At 33.0% G+C, this 21,002-nt stretch carries 16 protein-coding genes; 7 read left to right on the top strand and 9 right to left on the bottom strand.

Going from position 1 to position 21,002, the window contains the following annotated elements:
* Positions 1-24: 24 nt before the first annotated feature.
* Positions 25-666 carry a hypothetical protein gene (locus BLW23_RS07735; protein ID WP_255362766.1) on the bottom strand — a complete coding sequence of 214 codons (642 nt, stop codon included), beginning with the start codon at positions 664-666 and terminating at the stop codon, positions 25-27.
* A 134-nt stretch (positions 667-800) separates the two neighbouring features.
* Here BLW23_RS07735 and BLW23_RS07730 point away from each other — a divergent pair, with 134 nt between their 5' ends.
* The 4 genes from BLW23_RS07730 to BLW23_RS07715 all read left to right on the top strand — a co-directional run bounded on the left by BLW23_RS07730 (position 801) and on the right by BLW23_RS07715 (position 8,426).
* Positions 801-2,117 carry a DUF8202 domain-containing protein gene (locus BLW23_RS07730; protein ID WP_093668675.1) on the top strand — a complete coding sequence of 439 codons (1,317 nt, stop codon included), beginning with the start codon at positions 801-803 and terminating at the stop codon, positions 2,115-2,117.
* Between the two features lie 128 nt (positions 2,118-2,245).
* The gene (locus BLW23_RS07725; protein WP_093668674.1) at positions 2,246-3,580 is read left to right on the top strand and encodes a DUF8202 domain-containing protein; all 1,335 of its coding nucleotides are present in this window, start codon (positions 2,246-2,248) and stop codon (positions 3,578-3,580) included.
* A gap of 267 nt (positions 3,581-3,847) precedes the next feature.
* Positions 3,848-7,084, top strand: coding sequence for a VCBS repeat-containing protein (locus BLW23_RS07720; protein WP_093668673.1), 3,237 nt, complete (start codon positions 3,848-3,850; stop codon positions 7,082-7,084).
* 10 nt (positions 7,085-7,094) lie between these two features.
* A complete protein-coding gene (locus tag BLW23_RS07715; RefSeq protein WP_093668672.1) occupies positions 7,095-8,426 on the top strand; it encodes a vanadium-dependent haloperoxidase in 1,332 nt (443 codons plus the stop codon).
* A gap of 31 nt (positions 8,427-8,457) precedes the next feature.
* Here the strand turns inward: BLW23_RS07715 and BLW23_RS07710 are convergent, their stop codons facing one another.
* From BLW23_RS07710 to BLW23_RS07700, 3 genes are all read right to left on the bottom strand, one after another.
* Positions 8,458-8,715 (bottom strand): DUF6952 family protein, encoded by a 258-nt coding sequence (locus BLW23_RS07710; protein ID WP_093668671.1) that lies wholly within the window; start codon positions 8,713-8,715, stop codon positions 8,458-8,460.
* 6 nt (positions 8,716-8,721) lie between these two features.
* Positions 8,722-9,030: a thioredoxin family protein gene (locus BLW23_RS07705; RefSeq protein WP_093669370.1), complete on the bottom strand. Its 309-nt coding sequence runs from the start codon at positions 9,028-9,030 to the stop codon at positions 8,722-8,724.
* 110 nt (positions 9,031-9,140) lie between these two features.
* The gene (locus BLW23_RS07700) at positions 9,141-9,782 is read right to left on the bottom strand and encodes a peroxiredoxin (RefSeq protein ID WP_093668670.1); all 642 of its coding nucleotides are present in this window, start codon (positions 9,780-9,782) and stop codon (positions 9,141-9,143) included.
* 325 nt (positions 9,783-10,107) lie between these two features.
* Here BLW23_RS07700 and katG point away from each other — a divergent pair, with 325 nt between their 5' ends.
* Positions 10,108-12,330, top strand: coding sequence for a catalase/peroxidase HPI (katG, locus tag BLW23_RS07695; RefSeq protein WP_093668669.1), 2,223 nt, complete (start codon positions 10,108-10,110; stop codon positions 12,328-12,330).
* Positions 12,331-12,385: 55 nt separating this feature from the next.
* Here katG and BLW23_RS07690 read toward each other — a convergent pair whose 3' ends face one another.
* Entirely contained in the window at positions 12,386-13,549 is a 1,164-nt protein-coding gene (locus BLW23_RS07690) for a sigma-54-dependent transcriptional regulator (RefSeq protein ID WP_093668668.1), read from the bottom strand.
* A 369-nt stretch (positions 13,550-13,918) separates the two neighbouring features.
* On the opposite strand from BLW23_RS07690, the gene BLW23_RS07685 reads away from it, so the two are divergent.
* Positions 13,919-15,427: a phosphatidylserine decarboxylase gene (locus BLW23_RS07685; RefSeq protein ID WP_176829776.1), complete on the top strand. Its 1,509-nt coding sequence runs from the start codon at positions 13,919-13,921 to the stop codon at positions 15,425-15,427.
* 39 nt (positions 15,428-15,466) lie between these two features.
* Here the strand turns inward: BLW23_RS07685 and BLW23_RS07680 are convergent, their stop codons facing one another.
* From BLW23_RS07680 to BLW23_RS07665, 4 genes are all read right to left on the bottom strand, one after another.
* Positions 15,467-16,291 carry a mechanosensitive ion channel family protein gene (locus tag BLW23_RS07680; RefSeq protein WP_093668666.1) on the bottom strand — a complete coding sequence of 275 codons (825 nt, stop codon included), beginning with the start codon at positions 16,289-16,291 and terminating at the stop codon, positions 15,467-15,469.
* Between the two features lie 114 nt (positions 16,292-16,405).
* Positions 16,406-17,728: an ABC transporter permease gene (locus BLW23_RS07675; RefSeq protein ID WP_093668665.1), complete on the bottom strand. Its 1,323-nt coding sequence runs from the start codon at positions 17,726-17,728 to the stop codon at positions 16,406-16,408.
* Between the two features lie 4 nt (positions 17,729-17,732).
* Entirely contained in the window at positions 17,733-18,662 is a 930-nt protein-coding gene (locus tag BLW23_RS07670) for an ABC transporter ATP-binding protein (protein WP_093668664.1), read from the bottom strand.
* 183 nt (positions 18,663-18,845) lie between these two features.
* Positions 18,846-20,396, bottom strand: a complete 1,551-nt coding sequence (locus BLW23_RS07665; protein ID WP_255362765.1) for a family 16 glycosylhydrolase — start codon at positions 20,394-20,396, stop codon at positions 18,846-18,848.
* A gap of 140 nt (positions 20,397-20,536) precedes the next feature.
* Here BLW23_RS07665 and BLW23_RS07660 point away from each other — a divergent pair, with 140 nt between their 5' ends.
* Positions 20,537-20,995, top strand: coding sequence for a MarR family winged helix-turn-helix transcriptional regulator (locus tag BLW23_RS07660; RefSeq protein ID WP_093668662.1), 459 nt, complete (start codon positions 20,537-20,539; stop codon positions 20,993-20,995).
* Positions 20,996-21,002: the final 7 nt, after the last annotated feature.

Here is a 21,002-nt window from a genome sequence, read left to right as displayed (position 1 = left end):
TAGGACTAGTCTTTATAAACATTTCTACTTAACAACAAAAACTACGTTTATCAAAGCGTTTAAATCGGTTGGTTGACCAATTATCGTATAAGTCAATACACCATTCGCATCAATAGACATTGTTCCTGTATTAAACACAGTAGTATCTGCAAAGGTTACGTAATAATATAAATCTGTAGCAGCATACGTTGGTATCGCATTAGGTGCTCCAGTACTTCCTGCTACAGGAGTTGCGAACTGAGCGGTATACTCGTTATATAAATTTAAAGTAAACGTTCCATTAGAACTTGCATCTATAGCTATTGAAGGCGGGTAAAATACCCTTGCAGCCTTAGAAGTAATTGGAGCAATTGCTTGCACTACCTCTTCTACTGTTAATTCATTTCCAGCTCCTGGATCACCCGTAACATTATTAACATCTACAGCTGTAACAACATTTACTTCTGAAGCATTCTGATCGTCTGTATCCACTTGCCAACCCGCACTAGTGTAGCGATATACTTTTTCATCGGTTGTATTAAATAAAATCGAACCAATATTCACGCCAGTTAATGAAGTCATTTCGGTATTAGTAGCAGTAGGTAACCCCATTAATGAATTAGCATCTATTTGCCCAACAATAATATTGGTAACAAATAATAAAGCATATAATATTTTTAGTTTCATAATGTTAAGTTTTTATCTTTCCGATAACAAATAATTAGTTTTCATTCTTGGCTATAAAAATACGATTTTTTCTTTTTTTCAATCTAAATAAGGTATATTTATCAGCAATTTTAGTTGCTAACCCCACATTTTAAATGAAAAAAAGATACGTCTTACTATTGCTAATACAATTTTTCTCTGTTTTATTGTTTTCTCAAACTGGCCCTGGAGGTGTTGGTTCTCGCAACGGTTCTTCTTCTTTAATTGTTTGGCTTAGAGCAAATGATTTAAATGCTGATGGTAATATTTCTAACAACCCTACTAATGGAAGTTTAGTTTCCACTTGGTCTGATTTTAGTGGAAATACAAACAATTTCACACAAACAGGAACAAACAGACCAAGCTACAATTCTTCAGGAACATTTGATGCAGTTAATTTTAATTCGAGTTTAGCTGCCGCTCAATTTATGTCGGGTTCAACAGCTGGAATTTTCCCCAATGCAAGTACATTTATCGCTATTAATCCAGTGAACACTGGGAATTCACATACTTTGTTAGATCATTCTTCAGCGTCATTAAGAGTTGAACAATGGTTTAATACCAATAGAGTTGGTCTTACACGATATGGCGTTTCCGATTATTCAACTAGCATAACTTCTCCTTTTAATATTAACTCAATTATATCATATCATAAACCAACAGGATCATCAATAGTCGAAGTAAGAGTGAATGGTGCTACTCAAAATTTAAACATCGGATCAACAACCGCTGGAATTCCGCTAGATAGAATTGGTAGAAACTCGAACGGTGCTGATGAAGCCAGTGGAGATTTCTTCGAAATTATCTTCTTTAATAGCAGAGTAAACGATGCTCAAAAAATTATTATTGATAATTATCTTTCCGCTAAATTTGGCAACATCAACATTCCTATAAATGTTTATGACGAAGACAATGCTGGTGCTGGAAACTATGATCATGAAGTCGCTGGAATAGGAAGAGTAGATGCTTCAAACCTACACAATGATTCTCAAGGAACTGGAATTGTCAGAATCTCAAACCCTACTAATTTAGGAAACAATGAATTTTTCATGTGGGGTCATGATAATGGTGCCTTACAAATGAACACTGGATTAAATGCACCTAGTGTTATTAAAAACAGATTAACAAGAACTTGGAGAGTTAGTGAAACCAATACTTCTGGTGGAGCCATAGATGTAGGGAGCATTGATATGAGATTCGACTTAACAGGAATAACCGGTGTTTCCTCTGGAAATCTTCGTCTTCTAGTAGATACCGATAATGATGGGAACTTCAATGACGAGACACCTATTTCAGGATCAGTTAGCCTAGGAAGTAATATTTATAGTTTCAATGGAATTTCTTCAATATCTAACAATAGACGATTTACTATCGGTCTTGCCTTTACTACTATTATTACCAATAGAAGAATTACCCACAGAGTAAATAATTAAATTTTACTTTAAAAAACGTTGAACCGAGCAATTGCTGTTTTTTCTTTGCTTCGTAAAACAAAGTACCACTTAAAAACAGTGTTCGGATTCTATTTTTTTCATTATACTAGAAATAATATTTATTTCAAATGAAGTTTAAAATTCCCCTTTTATCTTATTTGATATTCTACTCTATAGGATTATTTGCTCAAACGGGACCTGGAGGAGTTGGTACAAATAGCGGTAATTCTAACTTAGTTTTATGGTTAGACGCAAACAATGTTAACCTACCTAATGGCACTACGACAAACAATTGGGGTGATAGTTCTGGCTATGTCCATAATTTTAATAGTGGTAACGGCGCTATTTTTAACACTAATTCAATCAACAGTTATCCTTCTTTTAGCTTCAATGATTCTAGTAATTATTTTGAATTAGCTTACGAAAACCGCTTAAACCCTAATACTTTTACCATTTTTTCTGTTTCAAGAGTTGCTAACTCAGGAAGCTACAAAGCTGTACTTTCAAATAGAGATGACCCTCCTGGTTCACCGACAAGAGGTTTTATATTGTACTCTCGACCAAATAATAATAACTGGTCTTTTTGGACAGGACGAGATTCAGGGTCTTGGCAAACTGTTGAAGGAAATATTAACACAACTGGTAATTGGGCCTCTCAAATGATGAGATACAATGGCAATACTAATGTAAAAAATATTTCCATTAACAATAACAACTATACAACTGCAACTCAAACCATGACTCTTAATACCTCTAGACCCTTTAGAATAGGTGCAGGTAGAAATGAATCCAATACTCCAAACTATTATTTTAATGGTAACATTTCTGAAATAATAATGTTTGATCAATTAATAAATGATGCACAAATAATAATTATTCAAAACTATGTAGCAGCAAAGTATAATTTTACCTTATCTCAAAGTGATCTCTACAATGAAGACAATGCTGGCGCTGGAAACTATGATCATGAAGTCGCTGGAATAGGAAGAGTAGATGCTTCAAACCTACACAATGATTCTCAAGGAACTGGAATTGTCAGAATCTTAAACCCTACTAATTTAGGAAACAATGAGTTTTTTATGTGGGGTCATGATAATGCTGACTTACAGATGAATACTGGATTAAATGCCCCGAGTATTATTAAAAACAGATTAACAAGAACATGGAGAGTTAGTGAAACCAATACTTCTGGTGGGGCCATAGATGTAGGGAGCATTGATATGAGATTCGACTTAACAGGAATAACCGGTGTTTCCACTGGAAATCTTCGTCTTCTAGTAGATACCGATAATGATGGTAACTTCAATGACGAGACACCTATTTCAGGATCAGTTAGCCTAGGAAGTAATATTTATAGTTTCAATGGAATTTCTTCAATATCTAACAATAGACGGTTTACTATCGGTCTTGCCTTCACTACTATTATTACCAATAGAAGAATTACCCACAGAGTAAATAATTAAATTTTACTTTAAAAAACGTTGAACCGAGCAATTGCTCGGTTTTTTTTGCTTCATACAACAAAACTCCTCCCTTAAAAACAACAACACTTTTTTAACTTTATTTAACACAAAAACACCTTTTAAAAAGTTAAAAAGAAACGAAAAACACATATTTTAACAAAAAATTATGATTTTTTAGTACTTTTACCCATCACCTATAATCGCAAACCCCGCAACTTTAGATGTAAACTGACTTAAACTATCTCTTAATTATTAGAAACTCTATTAATGAAAAAAATCATTTTATTATTCGCTTTAAACTTAATCATATCCTGTAGTAATGAAATTCAGAAAAAAGACTATCTATTAACCAAATTACCACCAAAACAAACGAACATTAACTTTGTTAATAAAATTAGTGATGAAGTAAATCATAACATCATCAATTACATCTATTACTACAATGGAGGTGGTGTTGCCGTTGGCGATATCAACAATGATGAATTGCCTGACTTGTTTTTCGTTTCGAATAAAGGTCAAAACAAATTATACTTAAATAAGGGAAATCTTCAATTCGAAGACATCAGTAAAACGGCTGGTATTGAAGGAATGGCAGATTGGCAAACCGGAGTTACTATGGTAGATATTAATAACGACGGGTACTTGGATGTTTATATATGTGCAGTAAGTGAACTCATAGGTTTTAAAGGACACAATGAATTATATATTAATAATGGTGACAATACCTTTACCGAAAAATCAAAAGAATACAATTTGGACTATGTTGGATACTCCACCCAGTCCTATTTCTTTGATTACGATAAAGACAATGACCTCGATGTTTATATAGTAAATCACGCCGTTCATACCAAAACTTCAAATGGTCCGGCTTTACTCAGAGAAAAACGCACCTCGCTTACAGGAGATGTTTTGTTAAAAAACACCAATCAAAAGTTTGAAGATGCAAGTAAGGATGCTAAAATTTACGGAGGTGTTAATGGTTATGGACTAAGTGCTTCCGTTGCTGACTTTAATAATGACGGTTGGGATGACATCTATGTTTGTAATGACTTCCATGAAGATGATTATTATTACTTAAATAATCAAGATGGTACGTTTACTGAATCATTGACGAAATCATTTTCCACAATCAGTAGATTTTCCATGGGAAGTGATGCCGCAGATATTAATGGCGATGGTCTTCAAGATTTAATTACTTTGGATATGCTTCCAAAAGATGAACGTGTGGTAAAAGAATCTGAAGGAGATGACGCTATGCTAAACATTCAATACATTCTTAAAAAACTCGGTTACCAAGATCAATATGCCAGAAATATGCTTCAAATAAACAATCAAGGAAATTATTTTCATGAGGAAGCATTGTACAATGATATTGCTGATACTGATTGGAGTTGGAGCCCTTTATTGGCAGACTTTAATAATGACGGACATCAGGATTTATTTATTGCAAATGGTATTTTAAGAAGACCAAATGATTTAGACTTCCGAATGTATATTTCAAGTAAAATTAAGGACAGAGCCCTTCAAAAGAAAAATAAAAATTGGCTACTAGAATCATTGAAAGAAATGCCTAACGGAGCCTATCCTGATCAAATTTTCGAAGGAAATTCTGTCCAATTCAAAAACCGTAATGGTAACTGGCTAGAAAACAACCCCACATTATCAAACGGTGCTATTTACTCGGATTTAGATAATGATGGAGATCTTGATTTAATTACAAACAACATTAATCAACCAGCTCAGGTTTTTGAAAACCAAACCAACTCAACAAGAAACTTCATTAAGTTTAAATTCGAATATCAGAAAGGCAATGAAAACGGAATAGGTACGAAAGTAATTGTTCATAATGATAACAAAAAACAGACCAAACAACTATTCAACTCTCGAGGTTTTATTTCTTCGGTTTCAAATAGTTTACATTTTGGAATTAACCATCAGAATAAAATAGACTCCGTTAAAATTATATGGCCTGACAACACATATAGAATAATTACAAATCCTGAAATCAACAAACTAAATGTTGTTTCTTACAATAAAGAAATTGACAAGCAATACGCTTATCGAAAAAATAAAAATGAAGTAAAGTTCAATAGAACTGACTATGTAAACTATATACACAAAGAAGATTTCTACAATGATTTTTATAATGAAAAATTGATTCCTTATAAGATATCAAATAATGGGCCTGGTTTTGCGAAAGGTGATATCAATAATGATGGTTTTGAAGATTTCTTTATTGGTAATGCATCAGAAAAACAATCTCATATTTATATAAATAACGGAAAAACTATTAAAGAAGTAAACTTCCCCGAAATAGCAAAAGATTCAATATTTGAGGACACTTGTGCAACTTTTATTGATGTAGACAATGATAACGATTTGGATTTATATATTGGTTCAGGGCTACACTCTATTCGAATGAACTCTTTTGAACAGGACAGATTGTATATAAACGAAAAGGGCGCATTTAAAAAAGCCAAAAATGTATTCAAAAACACAAACAACACATCTTGTATTAAACCTTATGATTACGACAATGATGGAGACATGGATGTATTTATAGGGAATAGATCAAATCCTAATGATTTTGGAAGCAAAGTATCATCATATTTATTAAAGAATGATGGTAAAGGAAATTTCACTCCTGACGAAAACTTTACTCTTGAGTCGAAAGTTACCGATGCAGTCTGGTCAGATATCAATAACGATAATATAAAAGATCTAATAGTTACTACGGAGTGGGATACTCCTAAAATTTACCTTAATAACAAAGGGAAATTAGAACAACAAGAGACTCCATTATCGAATGGGTTATGGCAAACGGTAACAACTTTTGATATTGACAATGATGGCGACTTGGATATCGTATTTGGAAACTGGGGGTTGAATACCAGATTTAGAACTTCCAAAGAAAACCCTATTCTAATGTACCACGGTGATTTTGATAATAATAATAAAAATGAAACTGTTTTAGCTTATAAAATAGAGGGAAAATATTACCCAATCCATTCTAAAGATGAATTGGCATCTCAAATGAATATTATCAAAAAGCGTTTTATCAATTATAGCGATTATGCTCTTAAACCTATTGAGGATGTTTTAACTCAAGAAGCTTTAAATAAGGCAACGAAGTACGAAATTACTGAATTAGCTTCTGGGTACCTGGAAAACAATAACGGAAACTTTGATAAATTTAACACACTTCCTAAAACCTTTCAACTTGCCCCTATAAGTTCTTTCAAAGAAATCGTATTTAAAGATGAGCAACCACAACTACTCGTATTTGGAAACTTAAAATCAGTGAACACCTATCATGGTGGATATGAAGGCAATAAAGGCCTTTTAATAAAAGACATTAACAATTATCAAAATTTAACCTCTCTAGGAGTATCACCTATTAATAGCCAAGTAAAACTATCTGAAGTCATTAAAATGAAAGACAAACAACTGCTTCTGATTATTCAAAACAACGACAGTATAAAACAATACACCACTCAAAAATAAAACTATATCAATGCAATTATTTAATCGAATAATCGTAATTATTACAATAACTTTTTTATTTACAAATTGTTCAAAAACTGAGACCGAAATTCAAATTACGTCAGAGTTTTATCATACGGTTGTTGATAAACTTAGCGTAACAATTACTCATGATGTTTTTTCTCCTCCAGTAGCCAGTAGAGTTTATGCCTACCCTAATGCCGCGGCATTCGAAACACTGAATAATCATAAAAATAGTGGGCTGAATATATTTTTAAATTCAAAAAGTAAGATCGCAATAAAGAAAATAAAACCTGACCATAATATCAATCTAAAACTTTCATCAACAATTGCTTTTTTAGAAGTTGCAAAAGAACTTGTTTTTTCTGATCATGAAATTATCAACTTTAGAGATAGTTTATACCAAGTATGGAAAGGTCAAAATCAAAGAGTTTTTCAAGCATCGAAAACATATGGCGAGCATTACGGAAATGAAGTTATACAATGGATGAATTCCGATAATTATTCAGAAACAAGAACATTACCAGAATATAACATTGCGAAAAACGAAGGTGATATTTCAAAATGGACTCCTACACCTCCTTCATATATGGATGCTATTGAACCACATTGGAATAAGATTAGACCTTTTATTCTTAATTCGGCAGATCAATTTAAACCAAAAACACATCCTCAATTTTCAATGAAGCCAGAAAGCGATTTTTATAAGGAATTACTCGAGGTATATCATGTTGATCAAAAAATCAGGAAAATAGGAGATAATTCTAGTGAAATTGCCATTGCTCAATTTTGGGACTGCAACCCATATGTATCCGTAGCAAAAGGTCATTATATGTTTGCTAAAAAGAAAATTACACCAGGAGGACACTGGATTGGTATTTGTAAAATAGCATGTAGAAATAGCAATTCAGATTTTGAGTCTACTGTGAATGCATATGCAAAAACCTCTATCGCCATTGCCGATGCTTTTATTAACTGTTGGGATGAAAAATATAGAAGCAATCTCGTTAGACCCGAAACTTTAATTAAACAATATATTGATGACAGTTGGGAGCCTATTTTACAAACACCTCCATTTCCTGAATATACTAGTGGACACTCTGTCGTTTCTGGTACCGCTTCAGAAGTACTAACAATGTTATTCGGAGATAACTTTAAATTTAACGACGACACTGAAGTACCTTATGGCTTACCAATAAGATCATTTAATTCATTTAGAAAAGCTGCTGAAGAAGCTGCTGTAAGTAGACTATACGGTGGTATACATTATAGAGCCGCAATTGATGAGGGACTAAAGCAAGGAAGGAATGTGGGAAATTTTATTTCCAAAGCATTAAAATAATTATAAGAAACAACCGATAAAAGTCGGTTGTTTACTTATCTATAGCACCTAAAACTCGTTGCATAAAGCTATTCAATGCTTCCTTCTTAGGAGTTCCATCTTTCATCATTTTTGAAACCTCAACAGCTCCATACATATTAGAAATTAGCTCTCCTATAACATCAAGTTCCTCATCTTTTAACGAAGGAACTTCAGTTAATGCTTCTAATGTTTCAATTGTTTCAAGAACATAGTCCTGATCGTTTTCTTCTATAAAAGAAGTTAAGTGTTTTATTATAGGTAATTTCATATCAATTTAAATTACTTCGTTAACCAATTCTTTTAAAACATCAAATTTGTTGGTTTGCACCTGATTTACGAACTCACCATCAACATAAGTTGCAAAAGTTGGTAAATTATCAACATTTGCTAGCTTTCTACTTTCTGGAAACTTCTCTGCATCAGCAATAACAAATACTACCTCCTCATTTTCAGAAGAAAGCTTTTTCAACTTAGGCTTCATAATTCGACAATTCCCACACCATGTAGCAGAAAACTGAACCACTACTTTTTTATTATCAGAAACAATTTGACCTAAATTGTCTTGATTTAATTCTTGTACCATAATTTCATTTTTTATTGTTAGAGTAGAACTCATTAAGAAATACCTCATAAGGTATTTAATAGAAAAGAAAGTTCGTATTTACAAAATTTTGCAAATACGAACCATTTTTTTTAGTTTACAGCTAAATACTCTGCTGTAGCCTTTGCATTAGGTTGCATTGCTTCCTTTCCTTCTTCCCAGTTAGCTGGACATACTTCACCTTTTTCTTGTACGTGAGTATAAGCATCGATTAAACGTAAGTATTCGTTTACATTTCTACCGATTGGCATATGGTTAACACCTTCGTGTACAACAGTTCCTTCTTCATCAATAATGTAAGTTGCTCTATAAGTTACATTATCTCCCTCTACTTGTACAGTTCCAGTAGCCTCATCATAAGTTTCATTAGCGATATCTAAAATACCTAAAATTGAAGATAAGTTACGGTTGCTATCCGCTAATAATGGATATGAAACTCCTTCAATCCCTCCATTATCTTTCGACTGATTTAACCAAGCGAAGTGTACCTCTGGAGTATCACAAGAAGCTCCGATTACAATCGTGTTTCTTTTTTCAAACTCTGGCAAAGCAGCTTGAAAAGCGTGTAGTTCTGTTGGACAAACAAAAGTAAAATCTTTTGGGTACCAAAATAACACAACTTTCTTCTTGTTATTTACTGCTTCTTCTAAAACATTTAACTTGAACGTATCTCCCATCTCGTTCATTGCGTCTACGTTTAAATTTGGAAATTTCTTACCAACTAATGTTGCCATCTTTTTATTTTTTTTATAAATTATTAATTAATGTATTCTATTTTATTGAGGGCAAATTTATTCTCTTTATTAGTTTTAAAAGCGTAAAAACAAAAATATTTTCCTATGGTTTAATAGAAATAATCAATAAAGAGACCTGTTACTTATCATTTATTTTTATGAAATTTATTAAGGTCTTAAAAAACAATGAATTAAATTTAAAAACCACTATCTGGATAAGTTAATTTTATAGGTTCATAAAAATTATAAATAAAAATTATCCAATTAATCATCTTAGCTTTGGGCTATCTTTAATCTATTCTAATTTTTAAAACATTACTAACAAATGGAAAATTCTAATTCACATTCAAGTAACGGAAAAGGCAAGTGTCCTTTTTCTCATGGACCCCTCGACCATGGAGCGGGTCATGGAACTTCTAATAGAGATTGGTGGCCAAACCAACTAAAACTAAACATACTCAGGCAACAATCTTTTTTATCTGATCCTATGGATAGAGATTTTAACTATGCTGACGAATTCAAAAAAATTAATCTAAAAGAACTAGCTAAAGATATTGACGCTGTAATGACGGACTCCCAAGATTGGTGGCCAGCAGATTACGGACATTATGGCCCTTTCTTTATTAGAATGGCTTGGCACAGTGCCGGAACGTACCGAATACATGACGGAAGAGGTGGCGCTGGTTCAGGAACACTTCGTTTTGCACCTCTAAATAGTTGGCCAGATAACGGAAATCTCGACAAAGCAAGAAGGTTACTTTGGCCTATTAAGCAAAAATACGGTAAAAAACTCTCTTGGGCTGACCTGATGATTTACACAGGAAACCGAGCTTTAGAAACCATGGGCTTTAAAACATATGGATTTGCTGGAGGACGAGAAGATATTTGGGAACCAGAGGAAGATATTTATTGGGGAAAAGAAACTACATGGTTGGGTGACAAAAGATATACTGGAGACAGAGAACTTGAGAACCCTTTAGGTGCGGTTCAAATGGGGTTAATTTATGTAAACCCAGAAGGACCTAATGGAACTCCTGATCCAATTGCTTCAGGGAAAGATATTAGAGAAACCTTTGGTAGAATGGCAATGAATGATGAAGAAACAGTTGCTCTAGTAGCAGGAGGACATACCTTCGGAAAAGCTCATGGAGCTTCTGACCCAGATAAGCATGTTGGCAGAGAACCTGAAGGTGCCTCTATTGAAGAGCAAGGATTAGGATGGAAAAACACCTTTGGTTCTGGTCATGGTAATGACACTATTACCAGTGGTGTTGAAGGTGCATGGACTCCAAACCCTATTAAATGGGACAACGATTACTTTGATGTTCTCTTTGGATATGAATGGGAATTAACTAAAAGCCCTGCAGGAGCGCATCAATGGAAACCTACGGAAAATTCAAAAGCACGAAAAGCTCCGCAAGCTCATGATAGCTCGGCTACACAAGATTTAATGATGACCACGGCTGATATGGCTTTAAAATTTGACCCTGCTTATGCACCCATTTCAAAAAGGTTTTACGAAAATCCAGGTGAATTTGCTGATGCTTTTGCTAAAGCTTGGTTCAAGCTAACACATAGAGATATGGGACCTAAAGCTCTATATCTTGGTTCGGAAGTTCCTAGTGAAAATTTAATTTGGCAAGATCCTATACCCGAAGTTGACTTTGAATTAGTTAATGATAAAGATATTGAACAATTAAAAGCTCAAATTATTGATAGTGGCCTATCTATTTCTCAATTAGTTTCAACGGCATGGGCAAGTGCTTCTACCTTTAGAGGTTCTGACAAAAGAGGTGGTGCAAACGGGGCTAGAGTTCGTTTAGCTCCCCAAAAATACTGGGAAGTAAACAACCCTTCTCAACTATCTACCACGTTGAGTACTTTGGAGGCAATTCAGCAGAAGTTTAACAATAGTCAATCAGGTAATAAAAAAATATCACTTGCAGATCTAATTGTTCTTGCTGGCTCAACAGCAATTGAAAAAGCTGGGAAAAATGCAGGGCACGATATTTCTGTTACATTTTCACCAGGAAGAAATGATGCTTCGCAAGAGGAAACAGACATTGAATCGGTTGCCGTTTTGGAACCTTGGGCTGATGGTTTTAGAAACTATAAAAAAACTAAACATAGTATTTCCGCAGAGGAGCTACTTGTCGATAAAGCACAATTACTTAAACTAACCACTCCTGAAATGACTGCTTTAGTTGGCGGAATGCGTGTTCTGAACACCAATTTTGATGAGTCAAAGCATGGTGTATTTACCAACTCCCCAGAATCTTTAACTAATGATTTCTTTTTGAACCTACTAGATTTAAACACGGAATGGACACCTATTTCTGATGACAAAGCTATTTTCGAAGGAAAGGATAGAAACACAGGAACTCTAAAATGGACAGCTACCAGAGTAGATTTGGTTTTTGGTTCCAATTCTGAGCTAAGAGCTATCGCTGAAGTTTATGGTTCGAGTGATGGTGAAGAACAATTTTTAAACAACTTTGTTGAAGCTTGGGTAAAAGTGATGAATTCGGATCGATTCGATTTGAAATAATATACAGATAATTAAATAGAAAAAGAGGTTACGAAACGTAACCTCTTTTTCTATACTATTTACTAGCAAACAATTTAATATCGTTTTCTGAAACAGTTTTCTCTCCTAAAATAATTAATCGTTCAATTACATTTCTTAATTCACGAATATTTCCTGTCCAGTCATACTCCTGTAATAATTTTATCGCCGCATCTGAAAATTCTTTCTTAGGCGATCCCTGTTCCGTTGCTATCTTATTTGCAAAGAAATTAATCAATAATGGAATATCTTCTCTTCTATCATTTAAAGCAGGCACCTTAATTAAAATAACAGCTAACCTATGATAAAGGTCTTCGCGGAACCTTCCTTCTTCAATCTCCTTCTTTAAATCTTTATTTGTTGCAGCAACAACCCTAACATTCACCTTAATGTCTTTATCAGAACCGACTCTTGATATTTTATTTTCTTGGAGTGCTCTTAAAACCTTAGCTTGAGCAGACAAACTCATATCTCCAATTTCATCAAGAAAAATTGTTCCTCCATTTGCCGCTTCAAACTTACCTGCTCTATCTTTATTAGCTCCTGTAAAACTTCCTTTTACATGACCAAATAATTCGCTCTCTATTAATTCTGAGGGTATAGCCGCACAGTTTACTTCAATCATTGGAGCTTTTGATCTATCTGACTTCTCATGAAGCCAATGCGCTACCAGTTCTTTTCCCGATCCATTTGGTCCTGTGATTAATACTCTTGCATCGGTAGCAGCTACCTTTTCAATGATGTCTTTGATATGTGTAATAGCATCACTCTCTCCAATCATTTGATAGCTCTTACTTACCTTTTTCTTTAATCGTTTATTTTCTACGACCAACTCCTTTTTATCTAGGGCATTTCGAACAGTATTTAATAATCTATTTAAATCTGGTGGTTTTGAAATATAGTCAAAAGCACCCAATCTCATAGTATTAACGGCGGTATCTAAATCTCCATGGCCAGAAATCATTACAATTGGAATTTCAGGTTTAATTTTTTTAGCTTTCTCTAACACCTCAACGCCATCCATTTTAGGCATTTTAATATCACAAAGAACTAAATCATAATCCTTTTCTTTAATTTTCTCTATCCCCAACAATCCATCTTCTGCTTCTTCAACCTCATAACTATCATTCTCTTCTGAAATGATCTTCTTTAAAACTCTTCGAATCGCAGCTTCATCTTCAATAATTAGAATTTTGCTCATATATAATAGATGTCTTTTTAATTTATAATCTTGACTTGAAATATCTAAATACACCAATCATAGTTCATGCCAGAAATTAAGATTTCGGAATATTTAGTCAGATTCCTTTAAAGAAGAAAACCTCTCTTTTTAAGAATCGCTTAAAAATACGTAAGAATTTTCACACAGTGTAATATCATATCAATTCTATTCATTTTATTTAACAATTTTTCATACTCAAATAACTTATACTTAAACATTTATTATATGTTTTATCCAAAAAGAAAATTATATTTGTTTATATCGCTCTTTTCAATTAAAAAATCTAACCTAACTACTACACTATCAGATTTTGAAAAGAATATTTTAACCAATCTTAGCCCCATAACAATGGAAACTAAAACTACGAAGAAAAGAAGCACTCTGTTAGGAGAGTGGTCTCCTTACAAGCCATTAACAACAGACGATTTTGTTGTTTTTAACGAAGCAAATGATAGCATACATGGCATGTATTACAAACCTCTTTTAGTTGCCAAACAAGCATTTGCAGGAATTAATTATAGATTTATTTGTGATACTTCGGCTCCTCCTGCTATGGCTATTTGGAAATCGACCTTAGAAGTTTTTAAACCTTTAAATGGATCTGCCTATGTTAAAAAACATAGCAAACCTTTAATTGAACTTTCTAAACAACTCGTTATTGACAAAGTCTTTTCAGAAGCATTAGTCAGTTCATTGAAAAAAGCTAAAACTCTAGCAAAAAAACAATTAAAACCTTTACTATATAAGGCTATTAATCAAGAATTCAATGGGAACGCTTGGCCTGAAAGTATTGAACAATATATTGCATATTTAACTGCGTATTCAGAACTTATACCTACCGAAGTTAACGACAAAGAATACCCTGATGTATGGCAAAGCAACAACACTAAAAACGGTTGTAATCAAAAAATCCAAGATCTTTTGCTCCAGTTTAATTGGCTTATCAATCAAGAAGTAACTGTAAAAAATAAAACCTTCATCCTTCGAAATTACAAAAACGCAAAAACAAAGTTTGATTTCTCTAATTGGATAGATAATTTCGATTCTCTTTGGGGTGAATTTTTAAATACACCTTCTTCCTTTACACCAAAAACTATAGAAACTCTTAAGCTCAATGATTCATACAACCTAAACGATTCTTCGGAATATGAAGTAAGCTGGAGCTGTTTTAACGATTTCTTCTTTCGTCAATTAAATGGCGCCAATCCAGAAACAGGTATTTCTCCACTTCGTTCCGTATCAGCCCCCAATAAAAACAGTATTATCTCTTCTCCTGCAGATTGCACTTACATGAAAGACTATCAAATAGATGAAAATGGGAATATTCCTGAGATAACTTTAAAATCGAAACACAACACTTCTTTGATTCAAAAACTTTTAGACAAAAGCCCTTATTCCAATGACTTTAATGGAGGAACTTTTGCACATTATTTTTTAAGTCCTTTTGATTACCATCGGTTTCACACCCCTGTTTCTGGTAAAATATTAGAATCTAAATCAGTTATTGGTAAAGCTTATTTAAATGTTATGATAAATAATAATGGCGAATTCGATGCTCTTGATAGAAATGAAAACAACTATGAGTTTGCGCAAACAAAAGGTATTGTTATTATAGAAACAAAAGAAATTGGAAAAATTGCTATTGTTCCTTTGGGAATGACTCGAATTTCACCGATACACATATACCACTTGCTTGGAAAAAATGTTTGTAAAGGACAAGAATTCGGGAAATTTGCTTTTGGAGGATCTGATGTTATAGTACTGTTTGAAAAGAATCACAAACTACAACTAATGAAGTTTGACAATGATACTCCTATTCATTTTAAATATGGAGAAGTCGTTGCTACATGGGAATAATTACTTAAAAGGAGTTAACATTAGCTCCTTTTGCTTTTTTTATTCTTTAATAATGTGAATGTCTCTTTGAGGAAAAGGTATTGAAATTTCATGTTCCTTAAACAGTTCGTTTATCCTAAAACGTATATCACTCTTCGGTATTACTGCTTGAAAGCTATCATTTAAGGCGAATATTAAGGTAAATTGTAAAGCACTATCTCCAAAATCTTCAAAAATTACTATTGGAGCAGGTATTTTAAAAACTTTAGGATGCTCGCTTGCCGCTTGTAATAATAATTTTTTAACTAAATCTACATCACTTCCATAAGCAACTCCAACCTTTATATTTTCTTTGGTAAGCGTTCCATTCTGCGTCCAATTAAATAAACTTTTCGTTAAATATTTATGATTAGGAATTATCAAAACTCTATTATCAATAGTTACAGCTCTAGTTGTCCTTAACTTAATTTCCTCTACTCTTCCTACTTTTCCATCTAACTCTATAATATCCCCAACATGCACGCTTTGATCTATGATAATAAAAATTCCAGATATAATATCTTGAAAGAATGTTTGTAAAGCCAAACCAACACCAATTAAAAGCGCTGCAGAGGCCGCAAAAATTGCGGTTACATTAACACCTGAAGAACTGAGAGTAACCAAAAAGATAATGATATACATTAACCAGCTGGTAAAAGAAAAAACAGTATCAAACTTGTTTTTATCATCATTTCTTAACCTCTTAATTACTATTTTCTTTAGAAAATTAAATAATAAAGAAGCTATGATTAATACTATTATTAGCGTGAGCACTGCTCTTATACTAATACTAATATCTTTACTAAATTTAAAAGTATAGTCAAGTAGTTTATTCAGTTCTTCCATGACAAAATTGATTAGACATCAAAAATAAAGCAGTTCTTTAAAAAATAGAACTGCTTTATTGATTTCTTTTTGAAAATATTTTATTGATCTATAAATAGATTTCAAATTTATCAATTATCCGCTATATCTAATCCACTTCCATAAATCTTTATACGAAGGCTTTTTTCCATAGGACAATATACCCACTCGGTAAATTTTGGCAGCTACCCAAACTATTAACAAGAATGTTCCTATTAATAATAACATTGATAATGCTATTTCCCACCATGCTACACCAAAAGGAACACGCATTAGCATAACAATTGGTGAGGTTAATGGAATATAAGAGAATATAGTCGCTATAGGCCCATGAGGATTTTCAATTACTGTTGCAAAACCAACGTATACCGCCAAAATTAATGGTAACATAATTGGCATCATAAATTGTTGTGTATCGGTTTCATTATCAACTGCTGCACCAACTGCTGCAAACAATGAGCTATATAAAGCATAACCACCTAAGAAATAAAAGATGAACAATAAGAATAATTGTAATAACGGCAATCTAAAAAACTCTTGAAGAATCATTTCACCTTTACCTTCAGTTGCTTTAGCCATAGCCTCCATTTGTTCAGGCGGCACTTTAGCCGATTGCATTTCCATTAAATCCATACCAAACACAGCTGAAAGAACTGTACTTAATATTAGAAATAGAATTCCCCAAATAATAAATTGTAATAACCCTGCCGAGGCGTTTCCTATAATTTTCCCCATCATTAGTTGAAAAGGTTTTACAGAAGAAACAATTACCTCAATAATTCTACTTGTTTTTTCTTCAATAACACTTCTCATTACAGAAGTACCGTAAATCATCACAAACATCATTAAAAGGTACCCAGCAATGGCTCCTACTCCAATTTTCAATCCATTTTTGAGCTTAGAAGATTTCTCTCCAGAAAAGTCAAACATCTTTATATCTGAAGAAATTCTCGACGCTTTTATTTTTTCAAGATCAATTCCAAATTTTGTTAATTTTTCATTTCTAATTTTCCTTTCGATTTTTCCTTCAAGTGAAGAAATAACCGTCATACTTGGCGTATCCTTCGAGAAAAACTCAACAGAGTTAGCAAGCACTTCCAAACTATCTAATTTCGGAATATATAATACCCCGTAAAAATCACCATTGTTAACTTTCTCCTTTGAATCCTCGATACCTAGTTTTGTAAAATCTTGGTATTTCACTGTTTTCGTATCTAAAAAAACATCTTCTTTAAAAAGCCCCGATTCATCTACAAAAACGATGTTCTTTACTTTCTCATCATTCTTCTTCATTAAAAAGAAGACTAAAAACCCCATTCCTATCATTATTATAGGACTCAAAAAAGTCATAATAATAAAGGATTTATTTCTTACTTTGGCTATAAACTCGCGTTCAATTATTAATCTTAATTTTTTCATTTGACTAGCTGTTTTTGTTTACGGCCTCAATAAATATATCGTTGGCACTCGGAATTAATTCAACAAAATGGTGTACCTCGCCCCTATTCATCAGAAACGATAATAAGTCGTTCGGAGAATCTCCTTCCTGAAGTTTTACGTTTAATTTTAACCCTTCATTTACAGTAGCAAAATCAGCAGGCGAAACAGTAAATTTTTCTTTCAAAAGACCTTTCAGCTCAACTGAACCCGTCGTATTGATACCTACTTGAAATGTATTTGTTCGAAATTGCTTTTTTATATCGACCAATTTACCATCAAGTACTTTATTTGATTTATCTATTAAAGCAATGTAGTCGCACATTTCTTCCACACTTTCCATTCTATGTGTAGAAAAAATTATGGTAGCTCCTTGATCTCTTAGTTGCAATATCTCTTGAGCAATTAATTGGGCATTAATAGGATCAAAACCTGAAAATGGTTCATCAAATATTAGTAGCTTCGGATTGTGCATTATCGTCACAATAAATTGCACCTTTTGAGCCATTCCTTTCGATAACTCTTCTATTTTCTTACCCCACCAAGCACCAATGTCAAACTTATCAAACCAGTACTTAAGTCTTTTTTTGGCTTCCGATTTCGACAATCCTTTTAGCTGAGCCAAGTACAGAGCTTGCTCTCCAACTTTCATACTTTTATACAACCCTCTTTCTTCTGGTAGATAACCAATATGCTCCACATGATGAGGAGCTAGCGCTTCACCATCTAAAATTACAGAACCACTATCTGCCATTGTTATTTGATTGATTATCCTAATTAAAGAAGTCTTTCCTGCCCCATTGGGTCCCAATAACCCAAAAACACTTCCTTTTGGAATATGCATGGAAACATTATTTAATGCAGTATAATCTCCATAGCGTTTTACCACATTATTAATTTCTAATAAATTATCCATTGATTTTAATAGTTGATTTTTGTTTTCTATATCCGTAAGTACGAACAAACTTACATATTTCTATTCAATTAGTATTGAAGACTTATTAATTGTTACAAAGAAGATCTTTATTCTTAAAACTTTGTTTCTGACACCAACCAAAAGTTATTTTATTTCAAAACCCTTGAATTCCAAATAACATCCTTAATTAATAATAATTTTGTTCCTATTTTTTTTCTTATTGGACCATGTTTCTAAAAAATAGATTCCTTTGAAAAAATCATGAATAGGTAAACGGTAGCTAAAATTATTAACTTTCCTGATTAACACCTTTTTTCCTAACACATTAAACAATATTATCTCGTCAATCAAATCATCACTGCTAATATTAATGAAATCTTCTGTAGGATTAGGAAATATATTGATAGATGTTTCTTCAAATTCTTCTATAGATAAAATATCTTCTGATTGATAAACTCTCACATAATCAATGATCATATCGCTTTCAGAAAAATTCGGATCTATCGCTCCTGCGACTCCTCCCATTGCCACATTCAGTAATAAATATTGATCTAAATCAAACGGCCAAGTATTTGAATTTTGTTGAGCTGGTTCATAAGTATAAAAGGCTGTATTGTCAACCAAGAAGATAATTTTAAACGGAGACCAATTCACAGAATACACATGAAAATTATGAGCTACATCTGTTATTTCTTGAGAGGCCACATTTACAGTATTTCCAAAACTGGAAGGCGTGTGAATAGCACTTGAAGTATGATTTACAGCACCTAAACCGTGCTCCATAATATCGATTTCTCCACAAGCTGGCCATGACGTTGTTCCATAGCCTTGTGTCTGCCAATACGCCCCTGACTCGTTTATATTTTTCCCAAGAGTCCAAATAGCTGGCCAAGTTCCTGCTCCTTCCGGTAGTTTAGCTCTAACATCTACTCTACCATAAGTAAAAGCAAATTTAGAATTCAATCTGGCGGAAGTATAATTTTTAGTTTCCCCTTGATCCGTAAAAACCTCTTTCTTCGCACTAACATGTAAAAACCCATCTTGAATATAAGAATTTTCTATTCTATTCGTATAATGTTGTTGCTCACCATTAAACCAATTTCCTCCTGCTGGCAATTGTGTTTGATGAAACCATTTACTGTTATCTATAACTTCTTGAGTATTTCCGCTATCAAACTCATCAGACCAAACTAAAACATCATAAACGACGTCAGGGTCATCTGGATTAGGGTTTTGTGTTTCAGATCCATTATGAATATCATCTAATAAATAAGTTCCTGTTTGTGTAGTTCCAAAATCAATAAAAATAGTAAATCTACTATATGTTCCAGTGGTTTCCACAAAATCGAAGCTAATATCATGTTGCCATCCAGATATTGCCTGGGTAGTTACGTCAATTTCAATATCGGGGTCGGTTCCTCCATTTTCTAACTTCAATTTAATAGTATGTGCATTAGGATCGAAGGAATAAAAAGAAAGTGTTAGAGTATTTTCTTCATTTAAATTAACTTCTTCCGCGAAATCAATAAAAAAACCCTGCGTTAGGCTTGAACCATCATTAAAAAATTGTCCAACCGTATTTGAACTATTTCCTGGATCTAATCTTTTACTGAAGCCACTCCCTTCAAAACCTATAAATACATCGGCATCATCGGAAAAATCAATCGGAAATTCTTGTGAAAATGAGAAAACTGTCTGTAAACAACAGAAAAAAACAAATACTAAACCCTTCATAATTACATTTAAAACACTAAAAATAAACATTTTAAAAACAAGACACATAATTAACAGATACGATAAAAAAAGCTATGCACGCATAATTTTTTCACATTTGCTATGCGTGCATAATATATTTTTTATATATTTGACCTTATATGGATAAAAATAAATCGATAGACCATCAATTAAGAGCCACTTGGCAAGCTGTCGCCAAGATGTATAATGAGCAAGCTGCTAAACACAATAGCACCATGGCTACTGCATTTGCTTTGTTAAATATTGATTTTACAGAAGGAACCCCATCAACTTCATTAGGTCCTTTAATGGGTATGGAACCCACTAGTCTTTCTCGATTATTAAAAACAATGGAAGATAAAGGATTAATATGTAGAACAAAAAATCCTAATGATGGAAGAAGTGTTATTATTAAACTTACAGATTTCGGTAAAGAAATGCGTAAAGTTTCGAAAGGACACGTATATCAGTTTAACAACAAAATAAGAGAATACATTACAGAAAAAGAACTTGACAGTTTTTTTAAAGTAACGGAAACTATAAATAAACTTATTACAGACAAGTTAATTTACAATAACATTAACAATAAAGCTGTATAAAAACTAT

The organism is Tenacibaculum sp. MAR_2009_124 (assembly GCF_900105455.1).
GTDB lineage: Bacteria > Bacteroidota > Bacteroidia > Flavobacteriales > Flavobacteriaceae > Polaribacter.
Note: the sequence above shows the minus strand (reverse complement) of the source record. Positions and strands in the feature narration are given on the sequence as shown.

Bases quoted from the DNA above. Each gene is read 5' to 3' on its own strand.
- BLW23_RS07735 (WP_255362766.1), bottom strand. From the start codon at position 666: ATGAAACTAAAAATATTATATGCTTTATTATTTGTTACCAATATTATT.
- BLW23_RS07730 (WP_093668675.1), top strand. From the start codon at position 801: ATGAAAAAAAGATACGTCTTACTATTGCTAATACAATTTTTCTCTGTT.
- BLW23_RS07725 (WP_093668674.1), top strand. From the start codon at position 2,246: ATGAAGTTTAAAATTCCCCTTTTATCTTATTTGATATTCTACTCTATA.
- BLW23_RS07720 (WP_093668673.1), top strand. From the start codon at position 3,848: ATGAAAAAAATCATTTTATTATTCGCTTTAAACTTAATCATATCCTGT.
- BLW23_RS07715 (WP_093668672.1), top strand. From the start codon at position 7,095: ATGCAATTATTTAATCGAATAATCGTAATTATTACAATAACTTTTTTA.
- BLW23_RS07710 (WP_093668671.1), bottom strand. From the start codon at position 8,715: ATGAAATTACCTATAATAAAACACTTAACTTCTTTTATAGAAGAAAAC.
- BLW23_RS07705 (WP_093669370.1), bottom strand. From the start codon at position 9,030: ATGGTACAAGAATTAAATCAAGACAATTTAGGTCAAATTGTTTCTGAT.
- BLW23_RS07700 (WP_093668670.1), bottom strand. From the start codon at position 9,782: ATGGCAACATTAGTTGGTAAGAAATTTCCAAATTTAAACGTAGACGCA.
- katG (WP_093668669.1), top strand. From the start codon at position 10,108: ATGGAAAATTCTAATTCACATTCAAGTAACGGAAAAGGCAAGTGTCCT.
- BLW23_RS07690 (WP_093668668.1), bottom strand. From the start codon at position 13,549: ATGAGCAAAATTCTAATTATTGAAGATGAAGCTGCGATTCGAAGAGTT.
- BLW23_RS07685 (WP_176829776.1), top strand. From the start codon at position 13,919: ATGGAAACTAAAACTACGAAGAAAAGAAGCACTCTGTTAGGAGAGTGG.
- BLW23_RS07680 (WP_093668666.1), bottom strand. From the start codon at position 16,291: ATGGAAGAACTGAATAAACTACTTGACTATACTTTTAAATTTAGTAAA.
- BLW23_RS07675 (WP_093668665.1), bottom strand. From the start codon at position 17,728: ATGAAAAAATTAAGATTAATAATTGAACGCGAGTTTATAGCCAAAGTA.
- BLW23_RS07670 (WP_093668664.1), bottom strand. From the start codon at position 18,662: ATGGATAATTTATTAGAAATTAATAATGTGGTAAAACGCTATGGAGAT.
- BLW23_RS07665 (WP_255362765.1), bottom strand. From the start codon at position 20,396: ATGAAGGGTTTAGTATTTGTTTTTTTCTGTTGTTTACAGACAGTTTTC.
- BLW23_RS07660 (WP_093668662.1), top strand. From the start codon at position 20,537: ATGGATAAAAATAAATCGATAGACCATCAATTAAGAGCCACTTGGCAA.